Genomic DNA, 15,289 nt, shown 5'->3' with positions numbered 1-15,289 from the left:
ACCGACTAAAACTTGTTCGCTATTCATTCCAATCCGAAAAATAGGAGATTAAGAAGTCGATCGCCAGTCGTGCTCTCTGGGGTAAAAAACGGCGGTTTTGATATACGACCCAACTGCTGGTTCCTGCTCCCCAATATTCTTCAAGTACTGGGACAAGCTTTCCATTAGTCAGACCGCCATTGAAACTGCTTTTGGGAAGGTAGACAACACCAAGCCCCTCTTCACATGCTTTCAGTACTGCGCTCGAATTGTTGCTGCGCCAGCGCCCATGAACTCGTACTGCATTTAACGGTTTTCCCTCTTTCTCGAATAACCATTGGTCACTGTTGGCGATAATACAGCTGTGCATTTTTAGCTGTTCTGGATGAGTTGGCGTACCAAATTGCTCTATATAGTCTTTACTGGCTGCAGCCGCCATTGGGCGATCGACAAGCTTTCTTGCCACCAAACCGGAATCATCCAACCGTCCGTAACGAATGGCGAAGTCGATACCATCTTCGATGAAGTTAACCATCTTGGTGTTGAAGTTCATTTCAATGGTCAGATCGGGGTGATCTTTCGCAAATTCCATCAGTGCTGCCGCGACATGGTTTTCTGCAAATGCACCTGCAGCACTGACACGCAAAGTACCGCTAAGCTGAGCTTGCTGAGACGTAACTTGTTCATTCGCTTGTTGCAACCCAATCACTAAGTCTTTGCACTGTTGATAATAAGTGTGGCCAGACTCAGTCAGGCTAACCAACCTTGTTGAACGCGCAAGCAGAGCCACTCCCACTCTCTCTTCCAACCTTGAAACCTGCCGACTCACATGGCTGGTACTGCAACCTAACTGCTTGGCGGCTGCTGAAAAGCCGTGACACTCAGCAACCGCAACAAATTCATTAATCCCTTCAAAGCTATCCATACTTAATCTACTCGTATTTTATCTTTGCTATATAGCAACAATGTTTTGCCTATTTTGCATATTATCACTTAATTGGTTTGGAACTAGTATTAGATACAACAAGACGGCGATAGCTAAGTAACAACACGATACCTAGCACTAAGCGTCAGCGCTTAACGAAAAGCGTCAGCACCTAAATAAAAACAGCAGCTCAAAGGGATGAATCATGAAAAAAATACTAATTCCAGTAACTAACCACGCAACACTTGGCGATACAGACCAAGCTAACGGTACTTACGCTCCAGAACTTACCCACGCTCTTAAAGAGATCATGGCTGCTGGATTCGAATACGATATCGCTTCTATCAATGGTGGCAAAGCCCCACTCTACGGAACGGATATTGAGGGAGATACGGTTAATGCTGATATCTTGGCGGATGATGATTTCCAAAACCGCATCAACAACACGATTCCAGTAAGCCAAATTAATGCAGAAAGCTACGACGCTATCTTCTACCCAGGTGGTTTTGGTCTACTTTCAGACTTAGCAACCAATGAACAGTTCGCTAGCATCGCAGCAAAGCATTATGAAGAGGGTGGCATTGTCGCTGCAGTATGTCACGGCCCTGCTGCCCTACTTCCTATCGTACTGAGCAACGGCGAGAAGCTACTAAGCTCTAAATCGGTGACTGGCTTTACACGTGAAGAAGAGATCGACTTTGGTACCATCAATGACATTCCGTTTCTACTAGAAGAATCGCTTGCTCGTGGCGCAGCACGTTTCAACAAGGTTCAACCTTGGCAAGAGCTTGTGATTGTTGATGAGCGAGTAATTACAGGCCAGAACCCAACTAGCGCACACGCAGTGGGTGTAGCGATTGTTGAGCAGCTTTCTTAGTCGAGTAGCTGTCTTGATTAGAGCACTGGCGCTAACCAAATAAGTACGGTGAAACGAAAAAGAGCATACTTCCTACTCAATATTTTTGAGAGAAGTATGCTCTTTTCTAATTCTGTCGCGATTAAGTGCTAGCGACTTCTTGCTAATTACTTCTGCTAGTGGCTTCGTATGATCCCTTCAAGCACATTGAACAGCAAGTCGATCTCTTCAATCGAGTTGTAATGCATACAACCAATACGCACCACGCCCTGCTCTTCAATACCCAACTGCTTCACCAAACCTAGCGCGTAGAAGTGTCCGTTCCACACACAGATATTATGCTCACCCAACTTCTTAGCGATGAACTCTGGAGAGTGGTTATCAAAGGTGATGGCAAACGTTGGTGTTCTTAGGTTCGAATCAAACTCCGTCTTACCATAGAGTTTTGCCCCTTCCAGATCGGCCAAGCGTTTTAGGAAGTACTCGCTCAACTGGCTTTCATGCTTATTATACAGCGCGTAGCTTTGCTCTAAACGAGAACGCAATGAATCTGTTGGCTCACCAAACTGCGCTAAATAATCCACCGCCGCAATCACACCAGCAAGGCCTTCAAAACTTTGTGTTCCAGTTTCAAATCGGCCTGGGCCAATGTTAGTTGCAGGCTCAACCTTGTATGGCTTTAACGTATGCAGCCATTGAGGTGCAATGTATACAATGCCAACATGCGGGCCGAAGAACTTATAAGCCGAGCACGCTAAGAAATCACAATTGAGTTGTTGAACATCGATCAAGTGATGAGGAGCGTAGTGAACCGCATCGACATAAACCTGCGCACCGTGCTGATGTGCAAGCTCAATAACTTTCGCCATGTCGACAATCGAGCCTGTGGTATTCGAAGCAAAGGTCACAGCAACCAGCTTGGTCTTCTCATTTAACAGAGACTCAAAGTGTGCCATGTCTAGGCTGCAATCCGACTCGTCTACACGAACTTGGCGGACAATCGCGCCTTTGTCGTCTGCTGCTTGTTGCCAGCTCGATACATTCGAGTAGTGGTCTAGTGCAGTAACAATCACTTCGTCGCCAACTTGCCAATCGCGGCTAATCGCTCGGCTCAATTGGAAGGTCAGCGATGTCATGTTCGCGCCGAACACAACGTTGCCAGAAGACTCCGCATTAAGCAGTGCTTGCGCCGCTTCTCGCGCTTGCTGCATTAAGCTTGTCGTCTTTTGGCTAGAAAAGTAGTGACCGCCGAGGTTTGAATTAAAGTGCCCAAGGTATTCCGTCATGGATGCTAAAACATTTTCAGGAACCTGAGAGCCACCCGGCCCATCAAAAAAGGTCACCGGCTTACCGTTATGGTACTGGCCTAGCGCGCTAAACTGCTGGCGCACATCATTAAGAGTGAAGGACATTGCGCGCATCCTTAGCCGTTAGAACAAACACATCCATGTAGCCCATTTCATCGTGGTCTATGGTACGAATCGGTTGTGCGTTGTGCCAAAGCTTGCTGTCGGCCAGCATTGCGACTTCACCGTCTTCCAGCACTTTTCTAAAGAACGGTGCTTCATGTGAGTCTTGGTACAGCATGATTTCGCCACCCACAATGTTATGACGGTTAACGCCAATTAAAGCGATGTGGTCGAAGCCATCTTGGTGAACACCTTCTGGTGCAACCTGCGTCTCTTCAAAAATGGCAGCGATACGAATTTGGTGGATTTCGATTTCTTGTCCGTCTTCAAGCCCATTGGTTTCAATAAACAGTTCACACATCTCTTGCATGCCTTCGCTGCTTAGAATTGGTGCTTCAATTGGCTCGAATTGGCGAACAACGTCACCTTGAAAGTGATTAATGTCTTCAGACTGAACAAAGTTATGTTTGTCTAGCTCTACGACTTGTCCATTACTGAATTGAACCACCGAGTACCTTCTCAATCGAAACTGACCATCCGCGTGCTCTGTACTTGGAAGCTTAGAGAATGACGGTGACAACTCCTCAATTGCGTGGTTACTGAGGTGGGTAATATGTAGGGTATTTTCGTGAGCATGTAACATCATCGACTCCTTAATGATTGTTAATTAACTTTCGATATTTAACGTTTTGTTTACATAAAGGATACTTGAAGATCTTGCCAAATCAACAATAAACAATCATTTATCCCGTCAGAAATAAAAATTCAGATAGTAAAACAAACTTTAAAATCAAAAGCAGTGTATAACACCAGAATAAAAGATGACCAACTCTTAAAACTAGCACACTCCACTAGCTAGTTATAAATCCCTAAAAATTTAAATTTAACGATATTATTAACTGGCAAGTGATATTTCATATTGTGTCAGCCCTTTCGCTTCAATACGCCAGCCTCCTTGCATGAGTTCAGGCATCACACTCGTCATCATTCATTTCTATGCTTTTGCACAACGAAATACGACCTACCTATCAGTTGCCAAGCTATTGATTATTTACACAACAAACTGAAATTGGTTAATTTATGAGTACGCCAGAATCCACACGCCTTTGCTTGCGCGTCTGGAACAGGTCGAGTTCGGGGGGAACTCGGCCGCCCTCAATTCAATTTTCTTTCACACAGCGGTTCTACTGATCTTTTGGTCACGAAAACACTCAGCTTTAAAAGGTGTACACCTAATTCGAATTGATGTTGCTGTTGATGTGGATTGCTTGAAGTGGAATATTGCAAAGAGAATTTACTTAGTATTTTTGACAGCCCAGAGCATCAGTAGGTGTTCACAAATGTTTAATGTTCTTAGATAATACGACAATGCAATAAAGCGAGTTAATGTAACCTAAATTTAATTTTTCAATATCAATATTTACGATACTTTAACTAGTCAAGACAAACATAAAACCCGCCCTCGTCATTCCGAAATATGTTTCTCATTTAAGCAGCGATATCATTGTTTACCAATCCTCTTTAATGTATTTTTAGTTGTCATACTTTAACCATAACTTATTGATAGAAAAGTAAATTAACCCCTACTGTAGGATTGAAAATGCTTCCGTCAGAAATAAAAACACTATCTCCTCAATGTGAACTTCATGTTATTGACATACCTACAATAGATGGGAACCTTGAAAAACTTCTCGATAAGTTTTTGGTAGCCATATGTGAAGGTGATTCGGATAGTGAACTGAGTTTAGTTAAACTTAGACTTAGAAATTTTTTTGAAGATAAAAGAAAAAATACGAAAATGGGAGCTATTGCGGAATTCTTTGTTCACTTGTATCTGCAAGAGAATGGGTATAAGCAGGAGTTTTTATTTTTTAATTTAGAGGAAGGGTCCATAAAAAAAGGGTTTGATGGTTTTTTCTCCAAGGATTCAAATACATTTTTGTTAGAAAGTAAATCAGGTTCAATTAAAAGTAAAAAAATATCACATAAAGATAAATTAAAATCGGCTTATTCAGACCTAGAAAACTATGTATCAGGTAAAAGTGAAAAAGGTAAAAATAATCCTTGGAAGAACGCATATAACCATGCATCTCATGTAGATGTGGGCACAGAAAAATCAATAAGAAAAAAGATTAAAAAATTGCAGGATAACTTTGACTTAGGTGATTATTCTAATATTAAAGATTTTAATATCATCCCATGTTCTACAATATTTTTAGATGGGGCGTGGGACAATGGAATGACAAGTGAAATATTAGTTGATTATGAATTCATATCAAAATTTTCCGGTAATACAGTAAAAGCGGTCTGTGTTACTAAAGAAAGTATAGAAATATTTTTTGATTATTTAGGTAAATAGAATGGCATCAAGTTTTAGTTGGTTGAAGGATGTTGGAATATTTTCAGAATCAATGAGGAAAATGTCCTTAAATATAGATCTAAGTAGTGAGGAGCTTGAATTTGTCTTGTCGTGTGCCATTTTGTTTTTTAATGAGTATGCAGGAGACAACAGAAAATCTCCTTACTTTCAATTGGCATACTACATCACGCTAAAATGTGCAATAAATAATAACAATTATGAACCGTTATTAGATGCTAGTGCAAACTTTGGCTTATATCCCATTTCAAAGTATATATTGAATAATATTTTATCTGAAGAACAAAATTTTAATAAGTTCTCTCTAGACTATCAGTTAGACAAATTTAAACATGGTAATGTTTTTGAAACGTATGAACAAAGACAATCTAGAGAAGAAATTGTTAGTAGCTATGAACAAGAAAATTGCTATGTGGCACCTACATCTTTTGGTAAAAGCTCACTTATTGTTGAGATTATAAATAAAGAGAAAATTAGTAAGGTTGCTATAATAGTTCCTACTAAGTCTTTACTTATACAAACTTATAAGTTAATGAAGTCAAACTTTCCTTTCGAGAATATAATATTTCATGATGAAATGTATGATGGATCTGATAGTTTTATTTCTATTTTCACTCAAGAGAGAGCTCTTCGTCTATTAAAAGACAAAAATATGTCATTCGATATTTTAATCGTTGATGAAGCCCATAACTTATTTGAGATGGATGGAAGAAGCTTACTATTAACGAGGCTAATTAGACGAAACAGACAAAGAAACCCTAAATCTAGAAACTATTATTTGTCTCCCTTAATCTCTGAAATTGGAAATTTAAAAGTTTCAAATAAACAAGATATTTTTGAAAGAAGAATTATAAACAACATTAAAGAAGCTGATATTAGTGAGTATAAAAACAATGGAGAGATACATAAGTATAATCGTTTCTTGAACCAATTCTACCGCTCTGGAAGTAGTAATAGCTTTATTGATTATATTATTGAAAATAAAAAAGAAAAGAACTTTATTTATCTTAGAGCCCCAAAAAAGGTAGAGCAGTTAGCAGTATACCTTGACAGTAAACTGGAAACTATCAACTCTGAAGAACTCCTAGATCTTTCAGATGTTATTTCCAAAAATGTGCATAATGATTTCTATTGTGTTGATTATGTGAAAAAAGGATTAGTTTATTTACATGGTAAATTACCTGATCTGATAAAAGAATATTTGGAATATAAATTCACTCATACAAAAGAGATAAATTACATTGTTGCTAACTCGGTTATACTGGAAGGAGTTAACCTCCCAGTAGATAACTTATTCATATTAAACACATATAACTTGGATGCTAAGTCATTAACCAATTTAATTGGTAGAGTTAACAGACTTAATGAAGTATTTGACAAAGAAAACAAGTCTTTAAGGAAGTTATTGCCTTCTGTTCATTTTGTTAACTCAATTGAATTTAACGGAAAGAAAGGCAATATGGTAAATAAGATACAGCTTCTCAAAAGTGGATTTTTTAAAGATGTAGTAAAGAACCCGCTATTACTTAATTTTAGTTTTGACAATATAAAAAACGAATTGCATAGGGCTCAAAACAAATCAGACATTCATAATGTTAACAAGATTGAGTCAAAAATAAAAACTATGGAAGAAATAATAGAAAGAGAAGATTTCCTAGTTTTCAATGAAGATGATGAAAGTTCAAAAGTTAGAAGAGTATTAATGGAATCTGCACTTTCATCTGCATATTATGACTCTGACTCAATATTTGAAAAACTAGAAAATAGAATCAATGAAATAGTCAAAAACAAAAACTGGCTTGAAACTTCGGTGATAGATAAAATATATTTATTTTTCATTGATGGCTTTGAATCTTACATTTCCAACGCGGAATTTTCTCGATTAAAACACCCAAAAGCTAGATCATTCTATAAGATGTTTACCGAAAATCTCCATAGACTAACATTAAAAGAGCATATATCGGATACTGTTAAATATTTTTATTCAATTCGACGTTCTAAAACAGGGAAAGAGTTTTTTATAGGCAGCTCTTATGGAGAAATACCTAAAAGTAGTGAATATGATTCTTATGGCAATAATGTCTATATAGACCTTTCACAGAAAAGTCATAAAGAGTTGGTAAATATTGCGTTAGTTAAAATAAAAATTGAGAGTGACTTTGTTTCATACACTCTAAATGAGTATGTAAATATTCTATTTGAATTAGATCTAATAAATGAGAAAGAATACGAGTTGCACATTTATGGGACTACAAAAAAGTCCAATTCTGAATTTATAAAAATTGGATTGAGTGGTTCATTGATTAATAAATTGGATAGGGACAATCAAATTGTCAATCTAACAATAAACGAGTTTGGTATTATAGAACACAACCAAAAATTTAGAGATTATCTTGTAAAACAAGATGATCTCATTCAATTTGAGGTCAGTAAATATATCGATATATAGTTAACTAGCTAGTAACTTTAGATGGTATACCTTTTAAAAAGGTATACCTATAGCCTACAAGAGCATGTTTCATTAAGCTCGATGGACAACTTTGAAGAATGAGGTCGCTTCTTGATAAGGTTTCCCTGACTTTCCCTAAGCTTCTTTTAGCTAATTTAGCAAAGCCACAAACACATTTATGTCCATTTAGCTCATCAGAACTTACCCCCCTCTTGCACCCACTAAAACACACAAGCTTCTTCAAGGTCGATTTCAAAATCAACGGGCGGTAGGTTGACTAAGTGCTTGTTTGTTGTGTTTAGCAGTTCGACTTTCGCGGGCTTCCCTACTTCGTTTGTATAGATAGTCGCTAGGTAAAGCTTGTCTGAACGGTGGAACGCATCGTGAAAGCTCACTTCTTTGTTCAGCAAACTGGCCAGCAATGGTTTGGTTACCGGAATGTAAGCCCACTTAATGCACTGGCCGTTGTCGGAGTCCCCACTCCAATACACCATAAACCTTTGGGTATTTTCATTCTTAACCGAGAAACACTTCGGCCCTAAGACGTCTTGATATACTTCCAGTAGTTCCAATTTACCTAGCTGTGTGCCTGTTGGGAGTAAGTTCATTGCTCGTTCCTCATCTTTCTAACTTTGCCTACCAAACGTTGCGTGTAATCTTATAATTAAATACTGTTTTTATATACAGTTATTTTAGCGTATTTTGATATGGTCGTTAGAAACCAAAAAGTCGGCAGCAACAATCCTTGAAGAAGATGATGGTTTCGCCGATCTTTAAGCCACGAAAACGTTTGTCTCGATTAAGTTCTAACCTATAACGATTAATTACACTTCAGCCCTTGTTTACACTTTTATTGCCTCCATATTTTCCATACAATCCTAAGCGATTATAAATAAAAACAATTTCAATTTCGGAGTCCTCATGAGCGACGTAAAGCACTGTAATTTATTGATTCTTGGTTCTGGCCCTGCTGGCTATACAGCTGCAGTTTACGCTGCTCGTGCAAACCTAAACCCAGTACTTGTTACGGGTATGCAGCAAGGTGGTCAGCTTACAACCACTACAGAAGTGGAAAACTGGCCGGGTGATGCTGAAGGTTTAACGGGCCCAGCTCTAATGGATCGCATGAAAGAGCACGCAGAGCGCTTTGAAACAGAGATCCTGTTCGACCACATTAACGAAGTCGACCTATCAAACCGCCCTTTCCGTCTTAAAGGCGATTCTGGCGAGTACACGTGTGATGCGTTGATCATCTCAACAGGTGCATCAGCTAAATACCTAGGTTTAGAGTCTGAAGAAGCATTCAAAGGCCGCGGCGTTTCTGCTTGTGCTACATGTGATGGTTTCTTCTACCGCAACCAGAAAGTAGCGGTTGTGGGTGGTGGTAACACAGCGGTTGAAGAAGCACTTTACCTATCGAACATCGCGTCTGAAGTTCACCTAATTCACCGTCGTGATACGTTCCGCGCTGAAAAGATTCTTGTGAAACGTTTAATGGACAAAGTAGAGAACGGCAACATTGTTCTTCACACTGATCGCACGCTAGACGAAGTTCTAGGTGACGATATGGGCGTAACGGGCGTTCGTATTAAAGATACTCAGTCTGACAAGACAGAAGATATCGACGTAATGGGCGCGTTCATCGCTATCGGTCACCAACCGAACACTGAAATCTTCAAAGGCCAAGTGGATATGAAAGACGATTACATCATCGTTCAGTCTGGTCTTGAAGGTAACGCGACACAAACCAGCATCCCAGGCGTATTCGCTGCAGGTGATGTAATGGACCACAACTACCGCCAAGCAATCACTTCTGCTGGCACGGGTTGTATGGCTGCTCTGGATGCTGAACGCTTCCTAGATGGCCTTAACGATAAGTAAATCTGAGATTGCGGATTTGATTATCGGTGCTCTCGCCTTAGTAGATGCAGGGCGTCATCACATTTTGTTGTAAATCCCTAGAGCCCAGTGGTATATCCACTGGGCTTTCTTTTGTATACTAGCCGCCCTCAACAAATAATAATTATCATTAAGCCTTCATAATGGATAAGAAAAAACAACGCAGCTTGAACAAGTGGCTTAAGCAACAGAGTAAGTTAGCGAAACGCTGGCTTATGATTGCGATTAGCCTTGGCGTACTTTCAAGCGTGTTTTTAATTGCTCAAGCAGCTCTTCTCGCCTCTATTCTTCACCAACTGATCATCGAGAATGTCGATAAATCTGAACTGGTTGGTCATTTCGCAGGCTTGGCATTATCGGTCGTTGGCCGTGCGGGCTGTACATGGGGACGTGAAATCGCAGGTTATCGCTGTGGTGAACAGATCCGTGTCTACATCAGGCAACTCATCCTTGATAAGTTACGCGAGTTAGGCCCTGCTTACATTAAAGGCAAACCTGCCGGTACGTGGGCAACGCTGTTGTTAGAACAAGTAGAAGACATGCAAGATTTCTTCTCTCGTTACCTGCCTCAGATGTCTCTGTCGGTAATGATTCCATTCATTATTTTGGTTGTGGTGTTCCCAGTAAACTGGGCAGCAGGACTGATCTTCTTGATTACTGCTCCACTGGTGCCGATGTTCATGGCACTTGTTGGTATGAAAGCGGCTGATGCAAACCGTAAAAACTTCAAAGCGCTGCAGCGTCTTTCAGGTCACTTTTACGACCGTTTGCAATCAATGACAACCATCCGTCTTTTCGACCGTACTAGCGCTGAAACAGAAGTACTTAAAGGTGCATCTGAAGTGTTCAGAACGCGTACTATGGATGTATTGAAGATCGCTTTCTTGTCTTCTGCTGTGCTTGAATTCTTCACGTCTATCTCTATTGCGATGACGGCAGTTTACTTTGGTTTCACCTACATTGGTGAGCTTAACTTCGGTCATTACGGTGCAGGCATTACGCTATTCGCTGGTTTGTTTATCCTTATCTTAGCGCCAGAGTTTTACCAGCCTCTGCGTGACTTAGGTACGTTCTACCACGCGAAGCAACAAGCTGTAGGCGCGGCTGAGAGTATTGTCGAGTTTCTAGAAACCGACATCACTAAGGTTAAATCAGGCGACACTCAACTCGATCCAGCTCAAGGCATCAATATTGAAGCTCAAGATCTCAAAGTGTTAAGCCCTGAAGGTGTTCAATTGGTTGGCCCTATCTCGTTTGCACTGAACACTCGCCAGTCAACTGCGTTAGTTGGCCCAAGTGGTGCGGGTAAAACAAGTTTGATCAATGCGATTCTTGGTTTCATGCCTTATGAAGGAAGCTTGAAAATCAATGGTGTTGAATTACGTGACCTCGACTTAGCCTCTTGGCGTAAAACGATTAGTTGGGTTGGTCAAAACCCATTGTTGTTGCACGGCAGCATTCGTGACAACGTCACTCTAGGTAAACATGATATCACTGACCAAGTTGTCCAAAACGCGCTTGAGCAATCATTTGCTAACGAATTCGTAAACGAGCATGGTTTAGATTACATGATTTCTGATCGCTCAGGTGGCCTGTCTGTTGGTCAATCTCAACGTTTGGCACTCGCTCGCGCAATGATTCAAGACGGCCAATTCTGGTTGCTCGATGAACCCACTGCCAGCCTAGATACTCGCAGTGAGCAGTTAGTGATGAAAGGCATTAATAGCAATATCGAAAGCCGCACAGCCCTGCTTGTGACGCACCAACTTGCTCCTCTTCAATCGGTCGATAACATTCTGGTTATGCGCGATGGTGGTCTTGTGGAACAAGGTCATTACTCTCAGCTTTCAACTGCGGGTGGTTTATTCGAAGAGATGCTAAACGCGAACTTAGCTCAACAAGATAATAAGGGTAATTTAGATGCGTGATTTACTGCCTTACCTGAAACTCTATAAAAAGCATTGGTTTGGCCTATCGCTAGGCATGCTATTGGCTTTTGCTACTCTATCGGCTTCTATCGGCTTGTTAACGCTATCAGGCTGGTTTATTTCAGCTTCTGCGGTTGCTGGCCTTACGATTGCGCGTGAAACCTTCAACTACATGCTACCGGGTGGTGGTGTGCGTGGTTTGGCGATGAGCCGTACTGCGGGTCGCTGGGGTGAACGTGTTGTCAGCCACAATGCAACATTCAAACTGTTAACTGATCTGCGTATCTTCTTCTTCAAGAAGCTGGCTCCGCTGATCCCAGGTCGTATTTCAAACCTTCGTGACGCTGACCTACTTAACCGCTTGGTTGCTGATGTCGACGCAATGGACCACGTTTACTTGCGCTTAGTAAGCCCTGTGACGGTTGGTGTATTGGGTATCTTCTTCCTGACGCTGTTCTTGATGTGGTTTGATACCTCGCTAGGCCTGATCTTAGGTTCTATCCTTCTGATCATGCTGTTGGTTTGGCCTATCTTGTTCTACAAGCTGGGTAAACGTAACGGTGGCGAGCTTACACAAAACAAAGCAGACCTTCGTGTAACGACACTAGATTGGATTGAAGGCTACAGCGAACTGACTCTGTTTGGTGCGGAAGAGCGTTACCGTAATGCGATTCTAGAAACCCAACACAAGCTGATGGCGAACCAGTTTGTAAACGCTAACCTAACCGGTATGGCTTCAGCTGCGCTAATGCTGTTCAACGGTTTAACGCTGGTTCTAATGCTTTGGCTTGCGGCTGATGGCGTGGGTGGCAATGCACCAGACCCGTTCATCGCGCTAATGGCGTTCGCAACTATGGCAAGTTTTGAATTGTTAATGCCAATCGCAGGCGCATTCCAGCATTTAGGTCAAACTCTGTCTTCAGCGCGTCGCTTGAATGAAGTCATTCTGTCAGAGCCTGAAGTTCAGTTCGCGGAAGAGAAACTGGACATCAACAAGCCGCTTGATATTACGTTCTCAAACGTGACGTTCAACTATCCTGACTCTGAGCGCAGCGTTCTGAACGCTGTTGACCTAACGATTCCGGCAACCAACAAAGTAGCGATTGTCGGTCAAACGGGTTCAGGTAAGTCGACACTGATTCAGCTGCTAACTCGCTACTGGGATCCTAAAAAGGGTTACATCTCTATCGCAGGCATTGAGCTGACACAATGGAACGAGTCACAACTGCGTGAATCAATCAGTGTGGTAAGCCAGCGTGTAGACATCTTAAACGGCACGTTACGCGACAACTTGTTGATTGCAAAACCAGACGCTAATGATGATCACCTAGCTAACATCCTTAAAGACGTTGGCCTAGAAAAGCTGCTTGAGAATAACGCGCTTGATAGTTGGTTAGGTGACGGTGGTCGTCAACTGTCTGGTGGTGAGAAGCGCCGTATTGGTATCGCACGTGCGATTCTTCATGATGCCCCTATTCTGCTTCTCGATGAGCCAACAGAAGGCTTAGATAAGCAAACTGAACAGAGCATCATGGCACTGTTTGAGAAGCATTTTGAAGGCAAGACGGTTATCTTCATTACGCACCGTTTGATTGGTCTGGAATCTATGGATTCGATTGTTCTGATTGAACAAGGCGAGATTGTTGAACATGGCTCCCATGAGAAGCTGTTAAACGAAGAAGGACGTTACTTCCAACTTCGCCAGGCAATCTAGCTCCTTCATAAGTTATAAAAAAACCATTCAAAGCCCGAGTCCATGCTCGGGCTTTTTTATTGTCTGTGATTCGAGTATCGAGCAGCTGCCGAATGATAACCCTAAGAAATAACATCCCAACCATTTGTAAGTACAATCAATACACAACTTACAATAGCTTACCAAGAGCAAACGCCATTTCTTGTAACATGCAGGCTTTATAGCTTGCAGATAACGTGGTCTCCTATGGTACACAAACTCACTATTCCAACTCTTGTTTTTACAGCGATGCTTACCGCTTGTGGCGGAAGCAACGACGGTAATAACACCAACGCATCAAAGAATGTCATCGACGCATCAAGCGCTAGCTCAGTGGTTAACTTAGGAAGTAATTACTCACTGCAATTCAGCGTAAAATCGATTGCTGCGGGTACAGACAAAAACGTGAACATTGATATTACTCAGTATGGTAATACACAAAAAGCGAGTGGTAATTTCGCGCAAGTTCACGGTATTCCTGAGCGCAATTACAAAACCCAAAACGATGCTGATATTACCTTTTCAGTAACGGCAACAAACTCTGCAGGAAAAACGTTTAGCGTTGAAAACTTCGATATTTACTACGAAAACTTTAACTCAACAACGACACCTGAAATGCTTGCTATCGCAGAGGTCGAAAACAACATAAACAACGTCATTCGATGGAAAAAAGCGGATACAGTGACTATCAATAAGCAGTTCATTATTGATAACAGTGGCATCAAATTTAATATCGACCAAATGAGACCTATGAACCTTTATGTTCGTGTCGGTAACACTTTAAGTAATGGCATTCAATTTGTACCGTACTTCGCTCAAAGTAATTCTGAGGTGTTCGCTCGTGTACCAACTAACGACTGTTCTGTTATCACAAATACCACAGGTGATTTGCTCGCCAATGGCATCAAGCAACGCACATGCGTAGAAGCACACGGTTATAAGATTCCACTGTTGATTGAAGACCAGTCAAAAAATAACGGTGCAGCAAAAGTCGCTCACGTTAAGAACATCATGCAGTACTACCTAGATAGCTTCCCAGCAGAAGTAACTAAGGCTATTTACGACAGTAAAGCTACCATGGGATTCTTTTACGATGATGAGTGGTCTGACAGAGATGGAGGTGACTTCTTAGATGAACATTACCGTTTCCAAGATCTGTTTGCGACAGAAACAACTGACACATCGACTGGCGAAAACAAGCCTGACTTAGTGACTCAAAGAGACGCTGCGTTCGAAGAGATTATTCACTTTGTTCACGATTACGGTGTGATGAACTTAGCGGTACAATCATCTTCATCGAAATGGGGAATAATGCAAAAAGAACTCGATGAGCTCAATGAAAAAGCGATTCTTGCAGGCTCTTACTTTCCTAACGGTAAAGACTCAACGATTGTCGAAGCTGATTTAGACGCTGAGTCATACGACCAAGAGTACCTAGCCTACTCTCTTTATGCCTACTACGACCTGAACTATAAGGGTTACAGCGCCCAAGAATTAAGTTCTGCAACTTTCACAGAGCTACAAGCTAATGACCCTGCGATGGTTACATTTATGGAGCAGTACTTCCCTACTCGTGCGGCTCTTAAAGCTAAGTTCCCAGGTTACCCGAACAACTAGCTGGGGTTCATAACTCTGACTAGCACGCACAAAAAAGCCGAATGTGGTATTCACATTCGGCTTTTAAATAACGTTCTCGCGGATTAACTTAGTACGTTTTAGGGACCAAATTAATCAC

11 protein-coding genes are annotated in these 15,289 nt (G+C 41.3%); 7 read left to right on the top strand and 4 right to left on the bottom strand.

What is annotated here, in order from left to right:
- Positions 1-19 precede the first annotated feature (19 nt).
- Complete coding sequence (locus tag QQ041_RS11375) at positions 20-904, bottom strand: LysR family transcriptional regulator (protein ID WP_146489889.1); 885 nt, start codon at positions 902-904, stop codon at positions 20-22.
- A gap of 205 nt (positions 905-1,109) precedes the next feature.
- Here QQ041_RS11375 and QQ041_RS11370 point away from each other — a divergent pair, with 205 nt between their 5' ends.
- A complete protein-coding gene (locus QQ041_RS11370) occupies positions 1,110-1,781 on the top strand; it encodes a type 1 glutamine amidotransferase domain-containing protein (RefSeq protein ID WP_285953968.1) in 672 nt (223 codons plus the stop codon).
- A 155-nt stretch (positions 1,782-1,936) separates the two neighbouring features.
- On the opposite strand, the gene QQ041_RS11365 is transcribed toward QQ041_RS11370, so the two are convergent.
- Together QQ041_RS11365 and QQ041_RS11360 are read right to left on the bottom strand one after the other, a co-directional pair.
- Complete coding sequence (locus QQ041_RS11365; RefSeq protein WP_285953967.1) at positions 1,937-3,172, bottom strand: cysteine desulfurase-like protein; 1,236 nt, start codon at positions 3,170-3,172, stop codon at positions 1,937-1,939.
- The gene (locus QQ041_RS11360; protein ID WP_186728011.1) at positions 3,156-3,812 is read right to left on the bottom strand and encodes a 2OG-Fe dioxygenase family protein; all 657 of its coding nucleotides are present in this window, start codon (positions 3,810-3,812) and stop codon (positions 3,156-3,158) included. The genes QQ041_RS11365 and QQ041_RS11360 overlap by 17 nt, the downstream gene beginning before the upstream one ends.
- 957 nt (positions 3,813-4,769) lie before the next feature.
- Between QQ041_RS11360 and QQ041_RS11355 the strand changes: the two genes are divergently transcribed.
- Entirely contained in the window at positions 4,770-5,528 is a 759-nt protein-coding gene (locus QQ041_RS11355; RefSeq protein WP_285953966.1) for a hypothetical protein, read from the top strand.
- Between the two features lies 1 nt (position 5,529).
- Positions 5,530-7,995: a DEAD/DEAH box helicase gene (locus QQ041_RS11350; protein ID WP_285953965.1), complete on the top strand. Its 2,466-nt coding sequence runs from the start codon at positions 5,530-5,532 to the stop codon at positions 7,993-7,995.
- Between the two features lie 221 nt (positions 7,996-8,216).
- Here QQ041_RS11350 and QQ041_RS11345 read toward each other — a convergent pair whose 3' ends face one another.
- Positions 8,217-8,603, bottom strand: coding sequence for a DUF6575 domain-containing protein (locus QQ041_RS11345; RefSeq protein WP_285953964.1), 387 nt, complete (start codon positions 8,601-8,603; stop codon positions 8,217-8,219).
- A gap of 313 nt (positions 8,604-8,916) precedes the next feature.
- Between QQ041_RS11345 and trxB the strand changes: the two genes are divergently transcribed.
- The 4 genes from trxB to QQ041_RS11325 all read left to right on the top strand — a co-directional run bounded on the left by trxB (position 8,917) and on the right by QQ041_RS11325 (position 15,171).
- Positions 8,917-9,876 (top strand): thioredoxin-disulfide reductase, encoded by a 960-nt coding sequence (gene trxB / locus QQ041_RS11340; protein WP_008223323.1) that lies wholly within the window; start codon positions 8,917-8,919, stop codon positions 9,874-9,876.
- Between the two features lie 161 nt (positions 9,877-10,037).
- Positions 10,038-11,822 (top strand): cysteine/glutathione ABC transporter permease/ATP-binding protein CydD, encoded by a 1,785-nt coding sequence (cydD, locus tag QQ041_RS11335; RefSeq protein ID WP_285953963.1) that lies wholly within the window; start codon positions 10,038-10,040, stop codon positions 11,820-11,822.
- A complete protein-coding gene (gene cydC, locus QQ041_RS11330) occupies positions 11,815-13,536 on the top strand; it encodes a cysteine/glutathione ABC transporter ATP-binding protein/permease CydC (protein ID WP_285953962.1) in 1,722 nt (573 codons plus the stop codon). The genes cydD and cydC overlap by 8 nt, the downstream gene beginning before the upstream one ends.
- Before the next feature lie 225 nt (positions 13,537-13,761).
- Positions 13,762-15,171: a hypothetical protein gene (locus QQ041_RS11325; protein ID WP_146489883.1), complete on the top strand. Its 1,410-nt coding sequence runs from the start codon at positions 13,762-13,764 to the stop codon at positions 15,169-15,171.
- Positions 15,172-15,289: the final 118 nt, after the last annotated feature.

The organism is Vibrio sp. TMPB1044 (assembly GCF_030442075.1).
Taxonomy (GTDB): domain Bacteria; phylum Pseudomonadota; class Gammaproteobacteria; order Enterobacterales; family Vibrionaceae; genus Vibrio; species Vibrio satsumensis.
The sequence above is the reverse complement of the archived record's forward strand: the minus strand, read 5'-3'. Positions and strand labels throughout refer to the sequence as shown.